21 protein-coding genes are annotated in these 26,215 nt (G+C 62.7%); 13 read left to right on the top strand and 8 right to left on the bottom strand.

Translation table 11 applies throughout. From position 1 onward, the window contains the following. The first annotated feature begins 106 nt into the window (after positions 1 to 106). Both VMW12_12985 and VMW12_12980 read left to right on the top strand, forming a co-directional pair. Positions 107 to 610 carry a GNAT family N-acetyltransferase gene (locus tag VMW12_12985; GenBank protein HUZ50634.1) on the top strand — a complete coding sequence of 168 codons (504 nt, stop codon included), beginning with the start codon at positions 107 to 109 and terminating at the stop codon, positions 608 to 610. A gap of 362 nt (positions 611 to 972) precedes the next feature. Further along, positions 973 to 1,386 (top strand): GntR family transcriptional regulator, encoded by a 414-nt coding sequence (locus tag VMW12_12980; GenBank protein HUZ50633.1) that lies wholly within the window; start codon positions 973 to 975, stop codon positions 1,384 to 1,386. A gap of 96 nt (positions 1,387 to 1,482) precedes the next feature. On the opposite strand, the gene VMW12_12975 is transcribed toward VMW12_12980, so the two are convergent. From VMW12_12975 to VMW12_12950, 6 genes are all read right to left on the bottom strand, one after another. Then, on the bottom strand, positions 1,483 to 3,201 hold the full coding sequence (locus VMW12_12975) for an aldehyde dehydrogenase family protein (GenBank protein ID HUZ50632.1): 1,719 nt from the start codon (positions 3,199 to 3,201) through the stop codon (positions 1,483 to 1,485). Beyond that, positions 3,198 to 4,604: a DUF2079 domain-containing protein gene (locus tag VMW12_12970; GenBank protein ID HUZ50631.1), complete on the bottom strand. Its 1,407-nt coding sequence runs from the start codon at positions 4,602 to 4,604 to the stop codon at positions 3,198 to 3,200. Before VMW12_12970 ends, VMW12_12975 begins: the two co-directional genes overlap by 4 nt. Positions 4,605 to 4,714: 110 nt before the next feature. Then, on the bottom strand, positions 4,715 to 5,665 hold the full coding sequence (locus tag VMW12_12965) for a CoB--CoM heterodisulfide reductase iron-sulfur subunit B family protein (protein HUZ50630.1): 951 nt from the start codon (positions 5,663 to 5,665) through the stop codon (positions 4,715 to 4,717). Positions 5,666 to 5,668: 3 nt separating this feature from the next. Continuing rightward, on the bottom strand, positions 5,669 to 6,667 hold the full coding sequence (locus VMW12_12960; protein ID HUZ50629.1) for a succinate dehydrogenase/fumarate reductase iron-sulfur subunit: 999 nt from the start codon (positions 6,665 to 6,667) through the stop codon (positions 5,669 to 5,671). Between the two features lie 4 nt (positions 6,668 to 6,671). Next, positions 6,672 to 8,357: an FAD-dependent oxidoreductase gene (locus VMW12_12955; protein ID HUZ50628.1), complete on the bottom strand. Its 1,686-nt coding sequence runs from the start codon at positions 8,355 to 8,357 to the stop codon at positions 6,672 to 6,674. Between the two features lie 118 nt (positions 8,358 to 8,475). Then, positions 8,476 to 9,543, bottom strand: coding sequence for a GGDEF domain-containing protein (locus tag VMW12_12950; protein ID HUZ50627.1), 1,068 nt, complete (start codon positions 9,541 to 9,543; stop codon positions 8,476 to 8,478). A gap of 159 nt (positions 9,544 to 9,702) precedes the next feature. Between VMW12_12950 and dnaE the strand changes: the two genes are divergently transcribed. The 6 genes from dnaE to VMW12_12920 are packed head-to-tail and all read left to right on the top strand — an operon-like array spanning position 9,703 to position 17,805. Further along, positions 9,703 to 13,158, top strand: a complete 3,456-nt coding sequence (gene dnaE / locus VMW12_12945; protein HUZ50626.1) for a DNA polymerase III subunit alpha — start codon at positions 9,703 to 9,705, stop codon at positions 13,156 to 13,158. Continuing rightward, entirely contained in the window at positions 13,155 to 14,309 is a 1,155-nt protein-coding gene (gene hisZ / locus VMW12_12940; GenBank protein HUZ50625.1) for an ATP phosphoribosyltransferase regulatory subunit, read from the top strand. Before dnaE ends, hisZ begins: the two co-directional genes overlap by 4 nt. Further along, positions 14,306 to 14,947 (top strand): ATP phosphoribosyltransferase, encoded by a 642-nt coding sequence (gene hisG, locus VMW12_12935; GenBank protein HUZ50624.1) that lies wholly within the window; start codon positions 14,306 to 14,308, stop codon positions 14,945 to 14,947. The genes hisZ and hisG overlap by 4 nt, the downstream gene beginning before the upstream one ends. Continuing rightward, on the top strand, positions 14,944 to 16,230 hold the full coding sequence (gene hisD / locus VMW12_12930) for a histidinol dehydrogenase (GenBank protein ID HUZ50623.1): 1,287 nt from the start codon (positions 14,944 to 14,946) through the stop codon (positions 16,228 to 16,230). Before hisG ends, hisD begins: the two co-directional genes overlap by 4 nt. Beyond that, entirely contained in the window at positions 16,227 to 17,060 is an 834-nt protein-coding gene (locus tag VMW12_12925) for a Cof-type HAD-IIB family hydrolase (protein ID HUZ50622.1), read from the top strand. The genes hisD and VMW12_12925 overlap by 4 nt, the downstream gene beginning before the upstream one ends. After that, a complete protein-coding gene (locus VMW12_12920; protein HUZ50621.1) occupies positions 17,050 to 17,805 on the top strand; it encodes an FtsQ-type POTRA domain-containing protein in 756 nt (251 codons plus the stop codon). Before VMW12_12925 ends, VMW12_12920 begins: the two co-directional genes overlap by 11 nt. Before the next feature lie 68 nt (positions 17,806 to 17,873). On the opposite strand, the gene VMW12_12915 is transcribed toward VMW12_12920, so the two are convergent. Together VMW12_12915 and VMW12_12910 are read right to left on the bottom strand one after the other, a co-directional pair. Further along, the gene (locus VMW12_12915; protein ID HUZ50620.1) at positions 17,874 to 18,164 is read right to left on the bottom strand and encodes a hypothetical protein; all 291 of its coding nucleotides are present in this window, start codon (positions 18,162 to 18,164) and stop codon (positions 17,874 to 17,876) included. Between the two features lie 28 nt (positions 18,165 to 18,192). Continuing rightward, positions 18,193 to 20,301: a HAMP domain-containing methyl-accepting chemotaxis protein gene (locus VMW12_12910; GenBank protein ID HUZ50619.1), complete on the bottom strand. Its 2,109-nt coding sequence runs from the start codon at positions 20,299 to 20,301 to the stop codon at positions 18,193 to 18,195. Positions 20,302 to 20,539: 238 nt separating this feature from the next. On the opposite strand from VMW12_12910, the gene ftsA reads away from it, so the two are divergent. The 5 genes from ftsA to VMW12_12885 all read left to right on the top strand — a co-directional run. Beyond that, positions 20,540 to 21,754: a cell division protein FtsA gene (gene ftsA / locus VMW12_12905; GenBank protein ID HUZ50618.1), complete on the top strand. Its 1,215-nt coding sequence runs from the start codon at positions 20,540 to 20,542 to the stop codon at positions 21,752 to 21,754. An 83-nt stretch (positions 21,755 to 21,837) separates the two neighbouring features. Then, complete coding sequence (gene ftsZ, locus VMW12_12900) at positions 21,838 to 22,911, top strand: cell division protein FtsZ (GenBank protein ID HUZ50617.1); 1,074 nt, start codon at positions 21,838 to 21,840, stop codon at positions 22,909 to 22,911. 9 nt (positions 22,912 to 22,920) lie between these two features. Then, positions 22,921 to 23,736 (top strand): FAD-dependent thymidylate synthase, encoded by an 816-nt coding sequence (locus VMW12_12895; protein ID HUZ50616.1) that lies wholly within the window; start codon positions 22,921 to 22,923, stop codon positions 23,734 to 23,736. A gap of 232 nt (positions 23,737 to 23,968) precedes the next feature. Next, positions 23,969 to 25,132: a GspE/PulE family protein gene (locus tag VMW12_12890; GenBank protein HUZ50615.1), complete on the top strand. Its 1,164-nt coding sequence runs from the start codon at positions 23,969 to 23,971 to the stop codon at positions 25,130 to 25,132. Further along, the coding region (locus tag VMW12_12885) for a PilT/PilU family type 4a pilus ATPase (protein ID HUZ50614.1) at positions 25,129 to 26,215 on the top strand (1,087 nt) is incomplete at its 3' end. The genes VMW12_12890 and VMW12_12885, both read left to right, overlap by 4 nt.

Raw genomic sequence — 26,215 nt, 5'->3', positions numbered from 1 at the left:
ACGCCCTCTTCGAAGCGAAAACGATGACCGGGCGCCGCGGCGTCACGGTGTACGGTCTGCCCGACCAGCGCGTGCTCGATATGCTGCGTGCCGCCCACGCGGTGCGATGAGCTTTATCGAGACGGAGCGTCTGGCGTTGCGTACGTGGATGCCCGGCGACGCGGAAGCGGCGTTCGCCATCTACGGCGACAGCGAGGTCATGCGTTTCGTCCCGGGCGGAGCGGTCGCGCACGATGCGATTCCCGCGTGGATAGAGGCCCTCATGCACTCGAGCGAAGGGGCTGAAGCCGGCGTTTGGCCGGCGATTCTCAAAAGCGAGCGCCGCATCGTCGGCGCATTCGGCATTGCGCCGTCGCCATGGGGTGATACCGAACTTTCGTGGGTGCTCGCCCGCGGCGATTGGGGCCACGGGTATGCGACCGAAGCCGTTCGCGCGGTCGTCGGCTACGCGTTCTCTCAACTTCACGTGCGACGCATATACGTTGCAGTGGATCTCGCGGACGCGCGCTCGGTCGCACTCGCATACCGCGTCGGCATGCGATTTGACCGAGTCGTGCGCGCGCGGCACCGCGACGTGCTACGATACGCGATCGAGGCTAACGCCACTTAACCACGCCCGTTCGAACGCCCGCACGTAAGCGGAAAGCACGGTGCCCGCGCGATGCCTACCGCGTTAGGGGAACGTGTGATTTTTGTGCAATCGACAGGATGTCGAACTTCCTGTGAATGTTGCACAAAAACATACGAGTAGGAAGCGCGCAGGATGCGCGCTGACGAACGGTTCCCCTAACGCGGTAGGCATCGCGCGGGCATCGTGCTTTTGCTCCCAGGCGCGAGCATACAAGCCATCACAAGTGCTGACCACAAGGCTTTGACGGCAGGGCTTGACGCCCGCTTCTCGTTGTCGTATAGTCCTGGTGTATTAGGACACTAAGACACTAGGACACGCATGGCTAAATACGAAGGCGCGAGATGGCGGTATTGAAGACGAGCGATCTCTATCTGGACGATCGTTCCGCGTTGCCGGTCTACCAGCAACTCCGGGAGCAAATTCTTCATGCGGTTGCTCGCGGACGACTGCACCGCGGCGATCGTATGCCGGCGGTTCGCGAACTGGCAAGCCAGCTTGCGATCAATCCTAATACCGTAAACCGGGCTTATGCGGAGCTGGAACGCGATGGCGTCCTGCGCGTCGCGCGCGGCCTGGGGACCTACGTTACGGGCGGCGGATCCCGCGACATCTCCGTTCACCGCACCAAGCTCGCAGAGCTCGCCGAGCGATTCGTCGCGCAGGCGCGCGCGCTTGGATTCGATGCGGAACAGATCGGCCGCGCCGTAGCGGCACAACTGCGCCGAGCGCGCGTTTCACGAGGAGACACACGATGAACGCCCTGTTAATTGCCGGTATTATCGCTTTCGTGATCGTCGGGTTGCGGCAACCGGAGCGGCGTAAGCCCCGCCCCTAAGGCGATCGTTCGCGCGTTAGCCTTGCATGGCTAATAGCGCGACGGTTGCGGCTCCGAGCGCGCTCGGATGGGCCTCGAACCGGCAGAGCGCGCGCCCGATACTGTCGGCCTTTCGGTTCGTGACGAACCATGGCGGCTTGGGCAGGAGCGCTCCGCCGTAACCGGCGAGGCTTCGCGGGAAGGGCGCGAACGGCGCGTAGACGACCGACTTCTGCGCGCGGGAGAAGAGGTGGCTGTTGTGGACGACGCCGATGCCGCTGCGAACGTCGTCGATCGTATGTCCGGGGAAGGCTCCCCAGGTGGTTTGGGTGAGCAGAAAGCCGACACCCGTCCATGCATTGACCGCGACGCAGCCGTACCGCAGGGCCGCGATCGCCTTGTCGCACGCGGCGGCGTGTTCGCGCATCGTCTTTGGATGAACGATCAGGTTGGCGCCCAGCGTGCCCCACAGCGTCTCGTTGGCGAAGGCTACCGCGCGTTCCAGGTATGCATCCGTCGCGCCTTCGATGGCCGTATAGGCCAGGAGGCTGGAGAACGCCTCGGTACCGAAAACGATGTCGTCCGGATCGCCGGAGCTGGCGCACACCATCGTGCGCGCGGTAAACGTCTCGTCCGAGCGGCCGAATTCGCGCACGATCGTGTGTCCCGTGCTGAGGCGATCTCGTCTGGCCGCGGCTCCGGGGTAGTATGCGGGGCGGTCCGGAAGACGCGCGAGGAGCGCTTCGATCTCGGCGACGAGTTTCGCGGTTCCGTCCCAATCCTCGGGAAGAATCAAGACCTGCGACGCGATGCAGTTGAATCCGCCGTTATGGAGTTTTTGGGTGACGATATTCTCGGCCTGGAAGCGAAAATCGGCGTCGGTCCACGGCCCGGGGACCACGATCGTCGGGCTGACGTTTCCTAATTCACTGGTAATCGGTTTGTTGAGAACGGGGCGATTTTCGGCCTTGCGTTTGGCCGTCTCTTCGCTGCCGAAGACGATAACGTCGTGCGTCTTGTCGCTTCCGGTGATGTGGATTTCGTCGACGAGCGCGTGTTCGCAGAGATAGCGGCCGACTTCCGCGCCGCCGTAGGCAAAGCGGACGAAGCCGCCGTCTACGAGCGGGGAGAAAATGTCCTCAAAAATCGGTCCGAGGTAGGCGTTGACGGGATTCATCTTTAGGATGCAGACCGATCCGTCGGCCAGGAGTTTATAGAGCACGTCGAGCGGCGGGATCGAAGCGATGTTGCCGGCGCCAAGCACCAAACAAACGTGCGGCGTCCGCTCCGGCGAGCGATACCAAACGCCCATCGTTTCGGCAAGATTCTCGCCGGTAACCCCGCCCTGCATCCATACTTCGGCGCGCACGCCGCTGAGCAACAGCGCGTCCCAGAGGCTCTCGGGGAAGACGTCGGCCACAACTTGCCCGTCTGCTCGCGTACGTACGCGCGACGGCGCGAGCGCCGGCGAACCGTGTCGCTCGATCTGCTCGAGGGTCTGGATGTACCGATTGAGCGCGTAGAGCAGCGCCCACGGGCCGCTGATCCACTCTTCGCCGGCGAGCGGCGTTCCCGTGAGGCCCTTGGCTTGCGCGGCGGCCGTGGCCCATCGCTCGGCTTCGGCGGCCGTCCGTTCGCGCATGGCGACCAGCAGGCGGATGCGCTCGGAGGTTGGGAGCGTCGTCCAGCGCTTCGCCCCTTCGTGGAGCGCCTGGAGCTGGAGATCGATCGGGTCGGCGGAGGCGGTAGCGGTCATGGCACGAGATTCGACGGCGAGGGCGGGGCTCCGTCAGGGGTACGGCGGTACGCCCTAACGGAGCCGTACGTGCAGATCGGGACCAGGATGCCGCGTTTCACCAAGGCGGCTATCTGCGGCGCGATCTGCGTCGCGAACGCACGATTGGGATAATCGCTTGCAAACAGCGCGTATGGCGCGGAGAGATCGCCGATGGTTGCCCGCGGATATGCGGCTACGATCGCGGAGTACCATTCGTCGTGCGTATCGACTTCGGCATCCCGCGGAATGCACGCGAGCGCGCGCCGGGCGTCGGCCAGATCGCGGTAGCCCGGACGTAGATAGTGGAGGGGGTGCATCGGATTGGTTGCGAGCAGCGCGAGAGCGCATACGGCGATGCTCGCGTCGAGCCAGCGCTTCGCGCGTGCGGGGTTTTTGCGCGCGAGCGATGCGCACGCGGCGACCGTGGCCAGCAGCACGAACGGAATCCAGAGCGCCGCATAGTGCTCGCCCATACGCCAAACTTCGCCCGAATTGGCGAGCAGCACGATGCCGAACCCCGGTACGCTGCACAGCAGCACCCACGAGCGAAACGGCAATACCAGCAGCGGTACGAACGCTTCGAGGAGATACGTGAAGCGTCCGAAGGTTACCGTGGCGCGAAGAAGGTCCGCCGGCGCCGTGACGATCGAGGCAAGCACCCCTAGCGGCGACGATGCGAACGGATACACGTAGAAATGGCTTGGCTGCCACCCGCCCACGTGTGGGATGACGATCCCGTAATAGATGCCCAGGACAGCGGCCGAACCGGTTGCGGTCGCCAGCGCGCAGACGGAGCGCGCCCGATCGCGCTTCCACCAGTAGATCCCGAGGCCGAGCATGATGACCGCTAGTTCCAGGCTCACGTCTTCGCGAACGCCGATCGCGAGCGCGGCCCATAGCGCATACCAGCCGTAGCGCCGGCGATCGAGCGCGATCGCCCCGCCGAGCACCAGGGCCGGAAAGAGGACGAGCTCGTGAAATTCCTCGAATGCGATCGAAAGCAACGCCGGGTAGAGAAGGGCGACGAGCGCCAAGCGCAGCGCGACGTCGGTGCCGGTGCGCGCACGGGCGTATACATACACGAGCGGACCGCACGCGAGCGTGGCGACGATCGCCACTACCTGCAAGGTGAGTTGCGAAGGCAGCGCAGCAACCAGCGGCCACAGCACGGCCAGGGTCGGAGAGCTATGAAACTTCCAGTGGGTCGCATGCTCCGGGCCGTCGCGCATACCGCTCCACGCGTGCAGCACCACCTGATAGAACGTGCCGGTATCGGCGCCGTAGGTCCAATCGGCGAAACGTACCAGCGCGCATGCGAATAGCGCGGTACCAAGGACGGCGCAAGCACCGTAGATCGTTCGCATGGCCTTCCGATCGGTCACCGCGAGATCATGCCGCCCGCATACGATCGAGCCCTCCCGATCATCGTCAAGAAATGAAGATGGCGTGCCCAAAACGGGCACGCCATCTTCATTTCGGGCATTCCGAATGCTTAGCTGATCAGTTCGCGTTCCACCATGATGGCGCGCGGGTCGATCAAGTGCTTGTTCAGGCCTAGCTTCTCCGGCGGTACGCCGAGCGCGAACGCGACGAGCTGCGGGAGGTGGAAGGTCGGCAAGTCCGTACGGCCCCATCGAGCGGCGGAGTCTTGCTGATAACCGTCGAGCGCGAGGTGGCAGAGCGGGCAGGGCGTGATCACGGCTTCGGCGCCGCTATCCTTGGCCATGCGCATGTTCTGTCCGACCATCGACGACGCGACGTTATCTTTCTCGAGTTGGATGTGGAAGCCGCAGCACCGCGTCTTGCCGGCGTAATCGACCGCTTCGCCGCCGATCGCCTCGATCACGTCCTCGAGCGAGTGCGGATTACGTGCGGATTCCCAGCCGTTGACGCTTTCGGGACGGATGATGTGGCATCCGTAGAAGGGCGCGACCTTCAGGCCGTTCAGCGGGCGCACCACCATGCTGCGCAGATTGTCCAATCCGATGTCGTCGATCAGCATCCACAGCAGATGGCGTACGACCACTTCGCCATGATACTTCGTGCCGAACTTTCCGAGGATCGCGTTGGCCTGATCCATGCGCTCTTCGCTCTCGAGGAGCTCTTTATTGGCCGCGCGCATGTGGCCGGTGCAGGTCGAACAGATCGTGATGACGTCGTCCAAGCCCAAAGCTTCGGCCTGAGCGTACGTGCGGGCATTGAGCACGCGGGCGACGTCGCGGTTGACATCGTTGACGACCGAGGCGCCGCAGCACGAAGCTGCGGTCAACTCGATCAACTCGATGCCGAGCTTATCGGCCAGGAGCATGGTCGAATTGAACAGCTCCTTGCACGATTCTTTGGCGACGCAGCCGGGAAAGAAACCGTAACGTTTGGTTTCACGCGAGCGCGTCGCCTTATGCGACGCGAGCGGCCGGTCTTCGGGAAGAATGGCAGTAGACATGAGTTAAACCGGGACCTCCAGCGACTCGAAAATAGTACGGACTTCGTCGACCTTTGGAATCGGCTTCATGGAGGCAAGCCCCAGCATGGGCGCGGTTCCTCCAACGGCCATCTCAACCGGCGTCAGCTTGCCGCGGGCGACCATACGCAAGGCAAGCGGCGTGACTTTGAGCAGACCGCGGACGTTGAAGCGGCCGACCGTACCGAGGATGACCTCGGTCTCGGCGAGCATGCCGGTTTGCTTGATCGTCTTAGCGACGACCAGCGCATGGCGCGGGCCGCGCTCGTCGAGCATCACCTTGTCCGTGATCGCCGCGCGCTTGACGTCGATGATGCGATCGTTCGGATCGACGTGTTTGGGGCAGTACGAGCATGCATAGCAGTGCGCGCAGAGCCACAGGTAGTCTTCGGATATCTGCGCGATGCGTTCGGTGCGCTTGGCGTCGCGAACGTCTTCGATAAAGCGATAGGCGTAGGCGATGGCGGCCGGCCCGGCAAACGCCGGATCGACGCTCACGACCGGGCAGAGCGCGTAACAGGTCGCACACATGATGCAGTTCGCCACGTCGACGAGCTTCTTCATGTCGTCGGGCGAGACGCGACGCTCGGTGGCGTGGTCGCTGTCTTTGTCCTTCGCCTGAAGGTAGGGCTTCAGACGCGCATATTTGTCCCAGAACGGGTCCATATGCACGACCATGTCTTTCATGGGCTGGAAATTCGGCATCGGGTCGACTTTGACGACCCCTTCGTCGTTCATCACCGTGTTGCACGGGGTCTTGCATGCGAGGCCCGTGACGCCGTTGATGTTCATCGAGCATGAGCCGCAGATTGCGGAGCGGCACGAACGGCGGAAGCTGATCGATCCGTCGATCTCGGCCTTCGCGTACTCGAGGGCGTCGAGAACGGTCGTGGTTTCCGGGATGTCGACTTCGACGATATCGCGATGAGGGACGGTGTCGGTCGCTTCGTCGAAGCGAAAGATGTCGAGTTTAATCTGTGCCATCTTTTTAATACGTTCTCACTTGCGGATCGAATTGAGTGATCGTCACGCCGCGCGAGTAATCGAGGCGTGGGGTTCCGTCGTCTTGACGCCATGCCAATGTGTGCTTCATCCAGTTCGCGTCGTCGCGCTCGGGGAAGTCGGTCCGCGATTGCGCCCCGCGCGATTCGCGACGACTCAGCGCTCCGGTCGCAAGCGTGAGCGATGCGTCGATGAGGAAATCGGTCTCGAGCGTAGAGACCAGATCGGTGTTAAACGTCGTCGATTTGTCCATGACGTAGACGCCGGCATCGAATTCTTTGCGAATGCGCGTCAGTTCATCGACCGCTTTGGTGAGGCCCTGTTCGTCGCGGAAGATGAACGTGTTCTCGCTCATCGTTACGTTCATGGCGTGGCGGAGTTGCGGGGCCCGCGTTCCGCTGGTGCGCGAAAGCAACTCGTGGATGCGGTCCTTTTCGGCTTGAAGCGTTCGCGTTGAGGGTTTGACGTCCGGTGCCGTTTTGATGTATTCGACGGCGTGCTTCGCAGCGCGCGCGCCGAAGACGATCGTCTCGAGCAGCGAATTTCCGCCCAACCGATTCGCGCCGTGCACGCTGACGCATGCGGCTTCGCCCGCGGCATAGACGCCGGGCACGCGGCAGTCGCCCCACTTGTTGGTTTCGATGCCGCCCATCGTGTAGTGCGCGCCGGGAAGAATCGGGATCGGCGTTTCGATCGCATCCAGGCCGGTTGCGTCGAGCGCCAGTTCGCGAATTTGCGGGAGGCGTTCGAGGATTTTCTCGCGGCCGAGGTGCCGCAGATCCAGCAGCACGCAGCCGTTGACGCCGCGGCCTTCGAGGATCTCGGTCCATTCGGCGCGTGAAACGACGTCGCGTGAGGCCAGTTCGCCCTTATTCGGAGCGTACTTGAACATGAACCGCTCGCCCTCGGAGTTGAGCAGGTAGCCGCCCTCGCCGCGCGCGCCTTCGGTCATGAGGACGCCGTTTTCTTTTAGCGTCGTCGGATGGAACTGCATGAACTCCATGTCCATGAGCGGGATGCCGGCCTTATAGGCGATGCCCATGCCGTCGGCGGTCGAGGCATATCCGTTCGTGGTTTTGAGGTACATGCGCCCCGCGCCGCCGGTTGCGAAAATGGTTGCCTTCGCGGTGATGAGTTCGAGTTCGCCGTTTCGCATGTTGTACGCGACGACCCCGGCCCCAACGCCGTCTTCGATGGCCAGCGCCGTGCAGAAGTACTCTTCGTAGACTTTGACGCCGAAACGCTCGAGCTGCTCCCAGAGGGTGTGAAGGATCACCAGCCCCGTAACGTCGGCTGAGTAGCAGGTGCGCGGCGATCCGGCGCCGCCGAAGGGGCGCTGCGCGATTCGTCCGTCGGGTAGGCGGGAGAAGATGCAGCCGCGGTGTTCGAGCCAGATGATTTGCTTGGGTGCATCCTCGCACATGGCCTCGGCCGCGTCTTGATCGGCTAAATAGTCCGAGCCTTTGATCGTATCGAACGCATGCGCCGCTGGGGAGTCTTCTTCGCGATTACCGAGCGCCGCATTGATGCCACCCTGGGCAGCGCCGGAGTGGCTGCGGACCGGATGCATCTTGGAGACGATGGCGACATCGGCGCCTGCTTCGGCGGCTTCAACCGCCGCGCGCATACCGGCTAATCCGCCGCCAATAACGACTACGTCGTGCTTGATCACATGTGCCTTTCCCGGAAATGGAACGGAGCTCGGGAGACCCGAGACCGCACTAGGACCTTTGCTTCTTTATACTATTCCCAGATTGGTGACCCCCACGACAATGGTAGGGAAGGCGCGTCTATGCGTCCTGGGCGCCGAGCTCGCCGGGGGCGGGGAGGCCCTGGGCCTTGAGGTTGCGCTCGTAAAACCGGTACTGATTTTTACCCGCTTGCTTGGCTTTGTACAGGGCTTCGTCGGCGGCGAAGAAGAGCGTCTGGCCGTCGATGCCGTCGGATGGGAACATCGCGACCCCGATCGAGGACGCCAGCCCGTTGCGCCGCAGCGAGGCCATGATGCGCTCGACCCCCTGAACGGTCTGCGAGCGGTCGCTCTGTGCCATGACCAGCACGAACTCATCGCCGGCATAGCGAGCGATGATGTCGCCCTTACGGGCGCTCTTTTTCAGCACTTGCGCGAAGCGCTTGAGCGCGAGATCGCCCAGGCTGTGTCCGCCCGAGTCGTTGATTTTTTTGAGGTCGTCCAGATCGAGAATGATAAACGCGAAGGGCGTGTCGTAACGCTCGGAGGTGTGGAGCTCGCGGTCGAGCATTTCGTTGAGCGCTCGGCGGTTGGGGATGCCGGTCAAACTGTCGGTGTGCGCCAAGCGCTGGGTCTCTTCGAGCAGACGGCGCGTTTCCTCGTACAGTCGCGCGTTCTCGACCGCGATCGCCGCCTGCGAAGCGAAATCGAGCATCACGCGCAATTGGTTCTCGGTAATCTCTTCGCCCGGCGGATCGTCGGCATATAGCATCCCGCGTACCACGTCGCGCGCGACGAGCGGCGCCACGCAATACGAGCCTCGCCCCTCGGCCAAGGGTGCATCGGCATCGTCGGCGCCGCCGTAGGCGAGTTGCAGATCGCCGTGCGCGACATCGTGAAGCGTGGAACCTTGGCGGTACTCTCGGGGATCGAGAGAGTGCACGACGTTGCCGTTAAAGTCGGACTCGAGTCGCCGAACGACGGCGCCGCCCTCGATCACGTCGAAGAGGATCACGCGCTTGAATTTGAGGGCTTCCACGACGCCGCGGAGCACCATCGAGAGGATGTCGTTGATCTCCAAGGTGGAGTTGATGGTGGAGAAGACTTGTTGGAGAACGAAGAGTTCCGCATTCTGTTGGGCGTACTCATCTCGCTCGGCCTCGACCATGGCAACACGAAGCCGCAGCCGCTCTATCTCCGTTATGAGATCGGCGGCCGAACCAAGGCCAGGGTCATCCGACAGGTTGGCGCCCATCGATTAAGGTAACGTCACGATTTCGTTCACACTTTAGGCTTGGATTGTCAAGCGTCTGCCATAGGGGCTAGGTTGAGTCAGTTCGTTCACCTCCACGTTCACTCCGAGTACTCTCTGCTCGACGGCGCCTGCCGGGTCGATCGGCTCTGCCAGCGTACGGCCCAGAATGGGGCTCCTGCCGTGGCCCTTACGGATCACGGCGTTATGTACGGGGCGATGGAGTTTTACTACGCCGCCCGCGATGCGAAGCTCACGCCGATCGTTGGCTGCGAAGCGTATATCGCGCCCCGCGGCCGATTCGACCGAAGCGTTCGCGACGAGGCCCACGTAACGCTGCTTGCGGCCGACCTTATAGGCTATAGGAACCTCACGGCCCTGATTTCCAAGGGCTTTCTGGAGGGGTACTACTACAAGCCGCGGATCGATCTCGATCTGCTGGCCGAGCACAACGACGGCTTGATCGTGCTCTCGGGCTGCATGTCCGGGTTGGTCGCGTCGCCGTTATTGAAGAACGACTACGAGACGTCGGTAAAAAACGCCAAGACGTTCGTCGAGATCTTCGGCGATCGGTTCTACATCGAGGTGATGCGCCACGGCATGCCCGAGGAAGACATCATCAATACGGGCCTCGTGAAAGTCGCTCGGCAGTTGAACATTCCGATCGTCGCGACCAACGATTCGCATTACCTCGACCAACGTGACGCTCCGGCGCACGACGTGCTGCTGTGCATCGGTACGGGCAAGACGGTCTCGGATACGAGCCGCATGAAGTTCTACTCCGACCAGTTTTATGTCAAATCCAACGAAGAGATGCGCGAACTCTGGAAAGATCTTCCCGAGGCCTGCGACAACACGGTCAAAATCGCGAACCGCATCGACATCAAGATTCCCGAGAAAATCTTTCATCTGCCGCAGTATCCGGTGCCGCAGCCGACTCCCGAGCGCGAACTTACGGCCGAATCCTACCTCGCCGAGATCTGTGAGACCGGGTTGATCGAGCGCTACGGTGCCGAGCGAGCGGCGAGCGACCAGACGCTACGGACGCGCCTGGACTACGAACTCGACGTCATCGTGAAGATGGGCTTCGCTTCATATTTCTTGATCGTGTGGGATTTTATCAAGTACGCCCGCGATCACGACATTCCGGTGGGCCCGGGCCGTGGCTCCGCGGTCGGATCGCTGGTCGCCTATTGCTTGAAGATTACCGATTTGGACCCGTTGAAGTTCAATCTGTTCTTCGAGCGTTTTCTCAATCCAGATCGTATCTCGATGCCCGACATCGACACGGATTTTTGCGTCGAGCGCCGCGACGAAGTGATCGCGTACGTCACTGAAAAATACGGCAAGGACCGGGTAGCGCAGATCGTCACGTTCGGAACGATGGCCGCGCGGGCCGCCATTCGCGACGCCGGGCGAGCCTTGGGCGTCCCGTTACCCGAGGTCGATCGCATTGCAAAATTGGTCCCGTCGGGCCCGGGCGGCCTCTCGATCGCCGAAGCCCTCGAGCAGATTCCCGACCTCAAACTCATGTATGCTTCCAGCCCCCAGACGCGCAAGTTGCTCGATACCGCCAAAGACATCGAGGGCCTCGCGCGCAATGCCGGTACGCATGCGGCCGGCGTTGTCATCTCGGCCGGGCCGTTGATCGACTACGCGCCCCTGGTCAAGTTCAACGACGGCGGCGTCAACACGCAGTACGATATGGTCTGGGTGGAAAAAATCGGCTTGCTCAAGATGGATTTCTTGGGCCTGCGCAATCTCACGGTCATGAACAATGCGGTCAAGGAGATTCGGCGCATCGCACGGCCGGATTTCGACCTTGCGAAGATTCCCGACGACGATCGCCGCACCTACGACATGCTCGGGCGGGGCGAAACGATGGGCGTCTTTCAGCTCGAGTCCGACGGGATGAAACGCGTCTGCACCGAGCTCAAACCGTCGCGCTTCGAGGACATCATCGCCTTAGTAGCGCTCTATCGCCCGGGGCCGATGGATTGGATCCCGCAGTACATCAGCAATAAACACGGACGCACCAAGCCGACGTACCTTCATCCGAAACTCGAACCGATTTTGGCCGAGACGCATTCGATCGCGTGCTATCAAGAGCAAGTCATGCAAATCGCGCGCGACGTCGCCGGTTTCACGATGGGCGAAGCCGACGAACTGCGCAAGGTGATGGGGAAGAAGCAGAAGGACAAGATCCCGGTGTACCGCGAGAAATTCATCAGCGGTTCCATGGCGCTTTCGGGAACCACGCGAGAGTTGGCCGAACAAATCTTCGCCTTCATCGAGCCCTTCGCAGGATATGGTTTCAATAAATCGCACGCCGCCGCATACGCGTGGATATCGTATCAAACGGCGTATCTCAAGGCGAATCACCCGCTCCCGTATTTGAGCGCGCTGATGACGTCGGTCAAAGATAAGACCGACAAGATGGTGGAGTATCTCGAAGAGGCCAAGAAAATCGGCATCACCGTTATGCCGCCGGACGTCAACGAATCGCTGGTGGATTTCGCGGTGGTCGGCGACGGCATTCGCTTTGGCCTTGCCGCGGTAAAGGGCGTCGGGGAGGGTGCCGTGCGGAGCATCATCGCCGCGCGCGACGCGGATGGACGCTTCATCGATCTATTCGACTTGGCAAAACGCGTCGACGGTAAATTGGTGAACCGCCGCGTCTTCGAAGCGTTGATCAAGTGCGGCGCGCTGGATCAGCTTCCGGGGAATCGCGCTCAGAAGCTCGCGGCGCTCGAAGGCGCGCTCGATTTGGCGGCTCATGCGACGCGCGAAGCCGAGCTCGGCCAGGTGTCGCTATTCGGCGATGCCAGCGAGCACGCGCCGTCACTCGTGCCCACGCTCCCGATGCTCGCGCCGCCGAGCACTCGCGAAACGTTGGCGTGGGAGCGCGAAACGCTTGGGATCTTTGTTTCGGGGCACCCCCTGGCCGAGGTTCAGGACGTGCTGTTGCGTCAGGGCGCCACGTTGGTCAAGGATCTGCGCAACGCCGATGACGATATGGCGATCACCATCGCCGGCATCGTCACCAACGTGCGCCGGACCATGACCAAGGCCGGCGCGCAAATCCTTATCGCGCAGATCGAAGATACGACCGGGAGCAGCGATATCGTCGTATTTTCGAAGATGTATCAAGCCGTGCAGCATCTCTTCGTGCCCGATGCGATCCTGGTGGTCAGGGGCCGCCTGCGTTTGCGCGAGCGCCCCGGCAGCACGCCGGGCGAGGAACCGCCGATCGAACTCTCGGTCAGCGCGAACGAAGTCATGCCGTTCGAACCTCCGGCCCGTGCGCCCGCCGCTCCACCCGCCCGCGGATGGCACGTCGAGGTGAAGGAGCGCTCGCAAATCGATCGCCTTGCGGTCTTGGTCGAGGAGTGGCCGGGCGAGGTGGCGCTGGTCATGCACGTTGGAGAACAATCGCAGCGTTTACCGCGCGCGGTGGCCGCGGATGCCGCGTTCAAGGGAGAACTCGAGCGGATTTTCGGGCCGCATGGCGTCCGCGAGGGCTCGCCATGAGGCTGCCGCCCGGCGTACGCGACTGGTTACCGCAGGAGTACGCCTTCAAGCGCGACGTTCAGGAACGCATCCGAGACGTGTTTCGCCGCTGGTCGTACACCGAGGTGCTCACGCCGACGTTCGAGAGCTACGAAGTGCTCGAGCGCGGTCTGGGCGAACGCCTGATGCAACAGACGTTTCGTTTTGCCGACCCGCTCGGACAGTCGCTCGCGCTGCGAACGGAGATGACGACGCCGATCGCTCGTTTGGTTTCATCGCGCATGCGCGGTGCGTCGCTTCCGCTGCGACTCTCGTACGTGGCGTCGGCATTTCGTTACGAAGAACCGCAACTCGGCCGGATGCGCGAATTTACGCAGGCGGGCGCCGAACTTATCGGAGCGGCCGAAGCCGGCGCGGATGCCGAAGCGCTGTTCATGGCGATCGAAACGCTGGACGCGGTGGGCCTCGGCGATGCGCGATTCGACATCAACGACTCCTCGATCGTTGACGGTGTCCTGGCGGAACTCGGGTTGAGCGGTGCCGACTTCGTGCGCTGCAAGGAACTGCTCACCGAACGGAACCTCGTGGCACTGCGCGCCTTCGGCGAAGACATCGTCCGGCTTTCAACGTTGCGCGGGGACCGGGATGCGATCGAGCGTCTGCGTCCGCTGTGCACGACGCCTTCCTCGCGAGCGGGGCTCGCGCGGATCGAATCGATTCTTGCATTGGCACAGGAGTTGGGCTACCGCGAACGGATCAAACTGGATTTTGCGTTGCTGGGGGATTTGGAGTACTACACCGGGTTCGTCTTCGAGGGGTATATCGACGATCTTGGATTCTCGCTGTGCGGCGGCGGACGTTACGATTCGTTGCTTCCGCGATTCGGGTACGACGTTGCGGCCGTCGGTTGGATGGTCGGCGTCGAGCGCATTCTTTTGGCGCTCGAACGCCGGCGTGAAACCGAGCGGCCGCGCAACGATGTCGACGTGCTCGTCAGCGGCTCGGTGGTGATCGGGCGTAGGGAACGGGCGAAGGGTTTACGCGTGCGCATCGACGTGCGCGGCCTGGACCGCGAAGCGTTGCTGGCCTACGCGCGACACAAGGAGATTCCGCGCGTCATCATCGCTAACGGCGATAAGGTCGAAGAGATCGGCCTCGGAGAACGGCCATGAACCAACCCTTGGTGATCGCTCTACCGAAGGGGAGCATGTACGACGAAGCGGCGGAGCGCTTACGCGATGCGGGCATCGCCGTACCGACCCGCGTCGGACGGCGCTTGACGGTGTTCACCGACGACGGGCAGGCCGAGTTGCTGCTGCTGCGCCCAACCGACGTGCCGGCTTACGTGGAGTTCGGCGCTGCCGACTGCGGCATCGTCGGAAAAGATACGCTGTGGGAGACGGATCGATCGGTGAGCGAGCTTGCCGACTTGCACTTCGGGGCTTGTCGGCTCGTTGTGGCCGCGCGGCGCCAGGACCGGTATCACGAAGGTGAGCGGTATCCTACGTTTCTGCGCGTGGCGACAAAATTCAAGCGCTCCGCTCAGAACTATTTTTCGGATCGCGACCTTCCGTGCGAAATCATCGCGTTGCACGGCTCCGTCGAACTCGCACCGCTCGTCGGCCTTGCGGACGTGATCGTGGATCTGGTTGCGACCGGAAACACGCTGCGCGAGCACGACATGGTGATCGTCGACGAAATCGCGACATCCTCGGCACGATTGGTCGTGAATCCGGTGCGATTTCGCGCGAAATACGATGCGCTGCTCGGCCTCGTCCAGCGCTTGGAAGGGAGCCACCAGAAAGCATGAACGTCCTGCTCGCGAGCGACCGCGCTCGGCTCTCCGCGCTCTATCGTTCGGGATGGCAACCGGATCCCAGCGTCACTTTCTCTGTTTCCGCGATCTTGGCGGACGTGCGGAGCCGGGGCGATGCGGCCCTGATCGAGTACGCGCGGCGGTTCGACGACCCGTCGTTCGATATCTCGAAATTACGCGTCCCGATACCGATGCACGATCGGGCGCGCACCCTGGTACCGCCCGAGATTGCGGACGCCCTGGCACTCGCGAAGCAGCGCGTTGCGAGCTTCCATTCGCATCAGCGACGCGAAGATATCCGCTATACCGAAGCGGACGGAACGACGTACGGATTCTGCTACCGGCCCCTCGACGCGGTCGCCGCGTACGTTCCGGGCGGTTCCGCGGCCTTACCCTCATCGGTCATCATGGGCGTCGTGCCCGCGAAAATTGCCGGGGTCGGCCGCGTCATCGTGTTGACGCCGCCGCAACGCGACGGGCGCGTCCACCCCGCGGTGCTGTATGCGTGCAGCCTATGCGACGTCGACGAACTCTACGCCGTCGGAGGCGCGCATGCGATCGCGGCCGCCGCATACGGCACCGAGTCGATCGCGCCGGTGGAGAAAATCGTGGGACCCGGGAACGTGTGGGTGACCGAGGCGAAGCGCTCGGTTTATGGCGTTTGCGCCATTGACGGCTTGGCCGGCCCATCCGAGGTGCTGGTCGTAGCGGATGAGGGCGCGAGCAGCGAGTTCGTCGTGGGAGAGTTGCTCGCGCAGGCAGAGCACGACCCGCTCGCTCGCGTCGCCGTGGTTTCGGAGTCCCGTTCCTTGCTCGATGCGGTCGCGCAGTTGCTCGATATGCTGGATGTCGGAACGCTCCCGCGCGGGGAGATCATCGCTCGGGTGATCGAGCGCTCGTGCTTTTTGATTCACGCCGCGTCTCGCCGAGAGGTCTTCGAGGTGGTCGAGCGCTTTGCACCCGAGCATCTCTCGCTGCAGGTGCGCGATGCGTCGGGATATCTGCCGTTCGTTCGCAAGGCCGGCGCAGTTTTTGTCGGCGACATGACGCCCGTCGCCTGCGGCGATTATCTCGCAGGCACGAATCACGTCCTACCAACGTCGGGCGCCGCGCGCTTTTCGTCGGGGCTCGCGCTCTCCGATTTCGTGCGGACGTTCTCCGTGGTCGAGAATAGCCGCGAACGCATGACCGCGGACGCGGCGCCGCTGGCGGCCCTGGCTGAATTCGAAGGGCTTTCGCAACACGCGCAGACCGCGCGGATGCGGAGCGGCCAGTGAGCGCTGCCGTACCGAAACTGGTTGCGTTCGACATCGACGGTACGCTGGTGGGGCGGGACGGGGTGATCGCGAGGCGCGTCCGCGATGCCATCGCGGAGATGCGGTCGGCCGGATGCGTCGGAATGCTGGTGACCGGAAGGATGTATCGCGCTGCAGTTGGATTTGCGCGTCAACTGGAGTTCGACGCACCCATCGTCTGCTATCAAGGGGCTGCGATCGTCGATCCAAACACCGACGAGGTGTTGCGCGATATGCCGCTCGCAAACGCGGCCGCATTGGAGGTCGTCTCGCAAGCAAAACGCGCGGGGCTGTACGTACAGCTCTACCGCAACGATGTGTATTATAGCGAAGCGAGCAATCGTTTCTCCGATATGTACGCGCAACTGGCGGGGGTCGAACCGGTGATCGTCGCGTCGCTTGAGGACGCGTTTGCGCAGAGCGACGCCACCAAGGCCGTCGTCGTCGCCGACGGCGAGGCTGCAAAACTCTTCGCGGAGCGCATGCGCGAACTTCTGGATGGCCGTGCGTACGTCACGCGCAGTTATCCGGAATTCGTCGAGTTCTTGAATCCTCGCGTCGATAAGGGTGACGCGCTGCGATTCGTCGCGGCGCGGCTGGGATTCGACATGAGCGACGTCATCGCCGTCGGCGATTCGTGGAACGATGCACCGCTGTTACGCGCCGCCGGGCTCGGGATCGCGATGGGCTCCGCGCCGCCGGAATTGCTGGCCGTTGCCGATATCGTCGTCGACGACGTCGAAAACGACGGCGTGGTTGAAGCGATCCAACACGCGATGCTGAGCGGCGAGGCGTCCGCACGTGGGCGTTAATCGGCCCAAACCCACCCGGCGTCACAAGCGTTCGGCCGCAGCGCGGTTGCGCCGCTTCTGGATCGCGACGGTAGCGCTGATCTTGGCCGCTTCCGCCGGTGGGTTCGCCCTGGCATCGTGGCCCGGGTTCTATCCGCATGCGACGGCCGTGGTTGGGAATCGCGTGGTGAGTACGGCCGATATCCTCAATCGCGCGGCGATTGCGCCGCGTCAGAACGTGTGGCTGCAGAATACGGCGCGGATGGACGCACGCGTCGAGGCGATTCCCTATATCCTGAGCGCGGCCGTACACCGCTCGCTGCCCTCCGACATCACGGTTGTCGTGCAGGAGCGAGAGCCGTTCGCCACACTGGTTTCGCCGCAAGGACACGCAATCGTCGATAGCGCCCTGCGGGTGCTGGCGCCGGGCGATGCGAGCCCGTCGCTCCCCATCATCCTCATCCGCACGCCGCAGTCCCTAACGCCGGGGACCTTCGTGACGGATGCCGGCGTCATGCGGCTTCGGGACGACGCGCTCGCGCTGGCGCGTGCGAACGTGGTAACGCGCGAATTGCGCTACGATCGCTTTGGGGAACTCGTGATCGTGCTCCGCAACGGCATCGACGTGAAGCTCGGAGGGCCGCGAAACTTCGCCGCAAAGATCTCGCTGATCGATCCCATCGTGGCGCAAGTATCGCGCTCGCATCGGCCGATCGCGGCGCTCGATCTTCGTGCGCCCACCACGCCGGTCGTCATTTACAAGTAGGAGCGAGGGCGTAAAAAAGCGAGGGGCGGCCCTTCGGCTGCCCCTCGCTCCGGTCGGCATGAACTCTGCTAGTGAGCGTTCATGTCCAGATAAACGACAACGGCGCCCTTGATGATCGAGCACTTGATTTGATCGTTTGGCTTGATCTTGCTGAAATCGACCGTTGGGCGGCCGGCTTCCAGGGTCGTTTCCGCCCCGTTGTCCATAGCCACGGTGATGTGTTTGGAATCCACGATCTTCTCGACCTTGACGGTATAGGTGCCGTCCGGAATCAACGAAGCGTCGATCGTTGCTGCGAGGGCCGCGGTCGGCAGCAGGCAGGCAGCCGCGAGGGATAAGATGGCGATGTTCTTTTGCACGGTTACTCCAACGAGAAGGATCGGTAGCCTAAGATGATAGCGCAATTGCCCCGGGGTCTTCCAGGGCCTGGCGCGTGTTTTTTTCCGAATCTCCGAATTCGGCCTGCGCGCCGGTATCGAATTGCCCGACCAGCTCGCGCAGAGAGGTGGCCTGGGAGTGGACTTCGTCCGAACTGGACGCCATCCCGGCGATCGCCTCGGAGTTCTTGCTTCCGAGATCGCTCGACCGCTTGATACGCGTACCAAGGGCGCCGATGGCCGTCTGCTGTTCGGTGGATGCCCGCGCCACCTGAGCGGTCCGATTCTCGATTTCCGAGACGCTTTCGAGGATTTGATTCGACGTTATCGCCTGTTCGCGCATCGTCGCCGCGGCCTCATGCGTCATCGCGCCCATCTGTTCGCTAGCCTTGGCCAATTCCTCCGAGGCTCGCGCCTGTTCGGTAGTTGCCACGCTAATCTCGCTGACCAACTGCGCGACTTCGGTGACGCGCGTGCTGATCGCTTCGATCATTGAGGTAACGCTTCGAGCCGACTCGGCGTTGCTCTGCACCAAAGTATTTGCACGGGCCGTCCGGTCGAGCACCGCGGTCGTGCGCTTCTGGATGTCGGCGACGAGCTGGCCGATCTGCTTGGTCGAGCTGGCGGAGTTCTCGGCCAGTTTGCGCACTTCGTCGGCGACGACCGCGAAGCCGCGGCCGTGTTCGCCCGCGCGGGCCGCCTCGATCGCGGCGTTGAGCGCCAAGAGGTTCGTTTGGTCGGCAATCTCTTCGATCAGCCCGAGAATCTCGCCGATCTGTCGCGACGCGCCGTCCAGGCTCTGCATTTCGGTGACGACGTCGCGGACGGTATCGCTAATCGAACCCATGCCCTTTGAGAGCGCGAGGACTTCGTTGCGACCCTCGCGGACTTGCTGGTCGGTAACATTCGATTCGGAGCGCACGCGATCGGCATTTCCGGCGACTTGCACGATGGACGCCGACATCTCTTGCGTGTTGGCGACGGCCTGTTCGACGACGGTCGCGAGATTGAGCAGATTCTGATCCATCTCTTGGATCGATGCGGTCATCTGTGCGACCGCACTGGAGATATCGGAGACGCGGCGCGCGACCGCCTCGGCGTTATCGGCAACCGTCCCCGAAGCGCTGGCGAGATCGCCCGAATAGGTGAGCGCCTCGGAGAGCGCCGCGAGCTCTTCCTTAACGCGGTTCTCCACTTCGACCGCGATGTGATTGCTCTGCTGCGAGGCGGTCTGCACCGTGAATGAAGCGCGTTGGATCTGTAAGATCATGGCTGAGAGGCGATCGCCGAGTTCGTCGACGCCTTGGCCCAAGCGCCCGAGCAAGTCGCGCCCGCTCCAATTGACGCGTTTCGAGAGATCGCCGTTACCCATCGCTTCGAACACTTCGACGCAACGGCCGATGCTGCGCAGCATCATTCTGCGCAACCACGTCATCGAGCCGACCGCAATCAGGAGGGCCGCAATCGCTCCTGCGATGAGGACGCCGAGGCCGAGATTACGCGCGCGAAGGAGATCGTTAAACCGCGAATCCGCAAGGGTGCTCAAATCGTTGAGCATCGCTTGGCCGTCGGCGCTCTGTTTTTCGTACGCGGCCGAGGACGGCCCGTTGATCTGTTGGAGCGCGCCGGCGCGATTATTTTGTTGCAGCAAGCTCACCGCGGAGAGCGCTTGAAAATCGAACGCGCTCGCGCTGGTGTTGAACTGGTCGACGAGCTTGCCGATTGAATCTTTGCGTTGCGAGCAGTCGGCGGTTGCATCGCCGCTTGCGGCAGCCGCGCCTTTAGCCGTGCTCTGCGGGCAGAAGATCGCGACCATCTTACGCGCGTCTTCCGGAAATTGCTTCACGAGCGTCTTCGCGAGCGTGAGCTGCGTCGCGGCGCGCGCGGCATCCGGGTTGGTCGCCGCTTCGAGCGTTGCGGCGCGCAAGCTGTCGGCGTCGGCCGCCACTTTGGCGTACGCCAGCTGGCCCTTGACGATCGTGTCGTGGATGACTTGCGCTTGGCTGGTGATGCCCTGCATCGCCCAAAGCATGACCGGAAGGTTGAGGAGCATCACGAAGATCACGAGGCCAAAAGCCATCGTGAGCCCACGCTCGAGACTCGTGCGGCGTCGATTCATATCCATGGGATAATCGGCCTAGAGGGCTCCAACCTTTATCCCATTGTAAGCCTAAGGTAAGCGAGCCGTCCGATTTGGATTGTTCGCAAGTGCTCCACAGGTTGTCCTCAAGGAGTTGCGCCAGCCCTCGCCAACCCCCAGCGCAACGCGGAATGATCTCCCATCCCTAGTAGGGTTTAGCGGAGGCGGCCCCAATATATAGCGGTTAACGCGACTAGGCATTGTAGGTGAGTATCGGATGAAGCACGAGACCGTTTGTGGGCTCGATATCGGCACGACCAAGACGTGTGCGGTCGTTGCCGTGGAAGGCCCGAACGGGCTCGAAATCGTCGGCTTCGGCGAAGCCCCGTCGCTGGGGATGCGCAAAGGCGTCGTCGTCGATTTGGAGGCCACGATCAAATCGATCGAGGCCGCCACGGAGAAGGCCGAGCGGATGGCCGGAGTCCACGTTTCCGAGGTGTTTGTCGGCATCACCGGCGAGCATATTCGCAGCACCAACAACCGGGCGGTCGTGGCGACCATCAGCGAAGACCGCGAGGTCGGCTCGGCCGACGTGCGCCGCGTGGTGGAGGCCAGCAAGATCATCAATCTGCCCGCCGATCGGCAGATCATCCATGCCCTGCCCCGATACTTCACGGTGGACGGCCAGGAAGGCGTCGAGGACCCGGTCGGCATGGCCGGCGGCAGGCTGGAAGTCGATACGCACATCGTCACGGGCGGCACCACGTTCATCACCAACGTGCTCAAGTGCGTGCATCGCGCCGGGCTCGAATCGGTCGGCTTGGTCTTCGAACCGTTGGCCAGCTCCGCGGCGACGCTGGTGCCCGAGGAGAAGCAGGTCGGGGTCGTGCTGCTCGATATCGGCGGCGGCACCAGCGACATCGCGGTGTACTCGCTCGGAAGCGCGATCTACACGGCGACGGTTCCGGTCGGCGGCAACATCCTCACCAACGACGTCTCGCTCGGCTTGAAAACCTCGCTTGCCGAGGCGGAAGAAGTGAAAAAACAATTCGGCGCCGGCATCGAAGACGGCGCGCAAACGTTTACCGTACGCACGCTCGACGGACGTACGAGTAAGGAACTCACCACCCAGCAGCTCAAGGCGATCGTGGTACCGCGCGTGCTCGAAACGCTGCGCATGGCCAAGCAGAAGATCGTCGAAAACGTCCCGCGCGATTTGGTATTGGGCGAAGTGGTATTAACCGGCGGCGGCGCGTTGCTGCCGGGTATCGCGCCGATCGCCGAGGATGTGTTCGGATTGCCGGTGCGCATCGGTACGCCCTCGGGCATCGGCGGGCTGACCGACGCCATTACCATGCCGCAATTCTCGACGGCGATCGGTTTGGTGCTGTTCGGCGCAAACGGCGAATACGAACCGAGCGAGGGTGCGCGGCGCGGCGCGGCCTCGCTCTTCGCAAAACTCCGCAAGTGGCTCGTGGAGCTGTGGAACTAGATCGCGACCCGCCCGGCGTGCGCGGCACGACGGGGCAACCCCAGGATCAATTAGCACTGTTCTCTTCGCAGGAGCATCACGACATGGCCGACTCACGACGTTACGTTCCCGAGCACGCCGCAACGATCAAGGTGATCGGTATCGGAGGCGGCGGTTGCAATGCCATCAATCGCATGATCGAAGCCGGCCTCTCCGGCGTCGAATTCTTTTCGATCAACTCCGACGTCCAGGCGCTGCGCAACGCGCAGACCGAGAATACGGTGCAGATCGGCACCGGCATGACGCGCGGTTTGGGAGCCGGCGCAAACCCAACGCTTGGCCGCGAAGCCGCCGAAGAATCGCGCGAGGATCTCTCGCTGCTGCTCGACGGCGCCGACCTCGTTTTCATTACCGCCGGTATGGGCGGCGGCACCGGCACCGGCGCCGCGCCGGTGATTGCCGAACTCGCCCGCGAATCCGGCGCGCTCACGATCGCGGTCGTCACCAAGCCGTTCGCGTTCGAAGGCCGCAAGCGCATGCAAATTGCCGAGCATGGCATCGCCGAGCTCGAAGCTAAAGTCGATACGCTGATCACGATTCCCAACGAGCGCATTCTGCAAGTGATCGAAAAGCGCACGCCGTTGAACGAAGCCTTCGCGTACGCCGATGACGTGCTGCGCCAAGGCATTCAAGGCATCAGCGACCTGATCACGCAGCCGGGCCTCATCAACCTCGATTTCGCCGACGTCAAAACGATTATGACCGATGCGGGTTCGGCGATGATGGGCATCGGCGAAGGCTCGGGCGAGCATCGCGCCGCCGACGCCGCGCAAAAGGCGATCGCATCGCCGCTGCTCGAGACCACGATCGAAGGCGCGCGCGGCGTGATCTTCAACATCACCGGCGGCCCGGATATGGCGATGTACGAAGTGAACGAAGCGGCAGAGATGATCAGCCGTGCGGTGGATTCGGACGCGCAGATCATCTTCGGCGCATCGATCGATCCGAACATGAGCGGACGCGTGCGCGTGACCGTGCTGGCAGCCGGCTTCGGCGCACCGCGCGCCTATCGCGGCGCGAGCAGCGGCCTTGCGTTCGATACCGGCAAACTCGAAACGATCTCGCCGGTGAACATGGACGACATCGAAGTGCCCGCTTTCCTACGCTATCGCGGCTAAGCTTCAACCATGGGCTTTGACGCGCGCGTATTACTGGATTCGCAAAGCCCGGCGGGGGTGCGGCTCACCACGCTGCAGGTGACCTTCCCCCGCTTTGTCTTATCCGAGTTCAACACGCATCGCACGTTCTCGCGCAATAGCGCGAGCAGCCGTGCGATTCCGACCAACAAGTTACTCGAACGCGTGCTGAACGACCCGGTGCTGCCGGTGGAGTGGGGCCGCAACCAGCAGGGCATGTCGGCGGGAGAAGAGCTGACCGACGAGGACGCCGAGCGCGCAAAAGGCGTGTGGCTGGCGGCGATGCACGATGCGATCGCTCGCGTGAAAGAGATGCAGGCCTTTCGCGTGCACAAACAGATCATCAATCGATTGCTCGAGCCGTTCATGTGGCATACGGTGATCGTTACCGCGACGGAGTGGGAGAATTTCTTCGAACTGCGCTGTTCGCCCAACGCGCAGCCCGAGATTCGCGTCGCCGCCGAACTGATGCGCGAGGCGATGCGCGCCAGCACCCCGACGACGATTGCGAACGGCGAGTGGCACCTGCCGCTGGTGCAAAGCGACGAGCAGACGCTGGATATCGAGACGCGAAAGAAGATCAGCGCGGCCCGATGCGCGCGCGTTTCGTATCTCACCCACGACGGCAAACGCGACATCGAAAAAGACATCGAACTCTGCGAACGCTTGCGTACCGATCGGCACTTGAGCCCATTCGAGCACGTCGCGATGGCCGCCGCCGACACGGACTTCCACGCGAACTTCCGCGGCTGGGTCCAGATGCGGGCCGAGATCGAGGTTCCCGGGAGCTTAGCCGGGACCCGATAAAAGCCCAGACCGGGGCCGGCCGAAGTACCCACAAAAAAGAAACCTAGGACATTAAGGCGTCCTTGGCCTCGACCGTATTGCGGTTTCGCGATATCTATGGCATAAGTAGCAAACCGACGCTCGCTTGCTAAGGCGACCGCCGGCAATGCTGCTCGTGTGATGCTACAGTGAGGTGGGTGTGGCGCTATTGCAGGGGGCCCAGTCTTTGTTACCCCCGGGGGCGGGAGAGCGGATGGCAGCCGGGGAGCTCGACCCGCCGGCCATCCGCGCGGTCGACGAGATGCACCGCCTGTGCATCAGCCGCAGGGCCTCGGACATGCACCTCGAGCCGACCCTTTCGGGCGGACGGCTGCGCGCCAGGATCGACGGTGCCCTCTCCGAGCTCGGATCGGTCCCGACGACGCTCTTTGGGCAGATCGTTTCGCGGATCAAGCTCCTGGCCGGGATGGACATCGCCGACAAACGCCAGCCCCAGGACGGCCACTACCAAATCGATCACGAACGCGGGGCTTTCGATGCTCGCGTATCTTCGATGCCGACGGTGCTCGGCGAAAAGCTCGTCGTTCGATTGCTGGACATGCGCTCGAACCTTCCGAGGCTCTCGGAACTGGGGCTCCCGCATTCCTTGTACGCGCGATATCGCGAGATGGTGCACGCGCCCTTTGGCCTCATCGTCGTCTGCGGGCCCACGGGGAGCGGTAAGACGACGACGCTCTATGCGTCTTTAGCGGAACGCGGCGGCGCGCGAGAACACCTCTGCTCCGTCGAGGATCCCGTTGAAGCGCGTATCGCGGATGTCGTTCAAGTGCAAGTCAACGCACGCGCCGGCCTTACGTTTGCTCTCGCGTTACGGTCTTTCCTGAGGCAAGACCCGGACGTTATCATGGTCGGCGAGATGCGCGACAAGGAGACCGCCGGCGTCGCAATGTCTGCCGCGCTATCGGGACAATTGGTGATGACCAGCCTTCACAGCAGCGACGCACCGCGTACCATCGAACGGTTACTCGAACTTGGCATCCCGAGACATACGATCGCCGCCGGCCTAACCGGTATTATTGCCCAGCGCCTTCTGCGGCGGCTGTGCGAAACGTGCAAAGTACCGCGCGTTGCCACGACGGATGAGCGCGCCGCCTTGAACGTGGGGCCCGCACCGGTGTTCGACGCAGGTGGTTGTATCGATTGTGCGTTCAGCGGATATCGCGGACGTATCGCCGTCTTCGAAGGTTTGCGCATCAGCGATGAGATGCGCGCTCGGATCGGTACGGAAGGATCGTCCGCCGATCTATGCGCGTTAGCTCTTGAAGAGGGCTTCAGCCCGATGATCGCGCACGCCGCCCAACGCATAGCAGCCGGCGAAACCAGCATCGATGAGGTGCATCGGGTTCTCGGCTCGTGAGCGTAGAGGGCGGAGCATTCGCGTCGCTGCGGCTATGGGAATCGTTGCGTGTCGCGAAGGACCGATGCGCGTCCGACGTGCACATCGCTACGGGGCTGGTTCCGGCTATTCGCGTCGGCGGGGAGCTCGCGCTCCTTGGAAGCAGCCCCGTGACCTCAGCCGAGATCGGCGAGATGTTGCGTTTGGCGATGGATCAGGGGCAGCGTACGCGTCTGGCGCACGACGCGGATATAACCGTGACCGTAGATTACCCGGATATCGGAACGCTACGCTTGCACGCGAGTACGACCGACGCAGGGACATCGCTTGCGTTTCGCTTGCTCCCCAATGAGGTGCCGACGCTCGACTCCTTATGCCTGCCGGAGATCGTTCGGCAGCTCCTCAACAAAACTCACGGCTTGCTGATTTTTGCCGGCCCGACCGGAAGTGGAAAATCGACGTCGTTAGCGGGCGCCATTCGGTATTTGAGTGCCATGGGTAAACGCCGGATTATTTGCGTTGAGGACCCGATCGAGTTCCGATATCGCGGAAAGGAATCGTTGGTGACGCAGCGACAGGTGGGCAGGGACGTTGCGAATTGCGCGGATGCCGTGCTTGCATCGCTGCGCAGCGACCCGGACGTCATCCTGATCGGCGAAATGCGCGATGCGGCGACGATGCGTGCGGCGTTACTCGCCGCCGAAACGGGGCACCTGGTTTTAACCACGTTGCACACCGGCGAAGCCCCGCAGACGGTCGACCGCATCGTCGATGCGTTCGATGCGGCGGAGCAGCGAGCGGTTCGAAGCACTCTTGCTAACGTACTCTTAGGCGTCCTCTGCCAACGCTTGGTGCGTTGCCGCGCGGCACGAAGCCGGCGCGTCGCCGCAGAGGTGCTGGTGACGAACGATGCCGTTCGTGCCCTCATCAGGGACGGAAAGAGCCATCAGCTTCGTAACGTCATCTCCACGGGTCGCGATCTCGGTATGCAGTCGCTCGAACAACACCTCTGCGACCTCGTGACTTCTCGCGACATCGAGATCGAAGAAGCGCTACGTCAAACGAACCGAGGGGAGGAGCTCCTGGCGTTGCTCCGCGGGGTGA

It is taken from the genome of Candidatus Dormiibacterota bacterium, assembly GCA_035532835.1.
Taxonomy (GTDB): domain Bacteria; phylum Vulcanimicrobiota; class Vulcanimicrobiia; order Vulcanimicrobiales; family Vulcanimicrobiaceae; genus DAHUXY01.
This window is presented reverse-complemented; position numbering and strand designations above follow the sequence as displayed.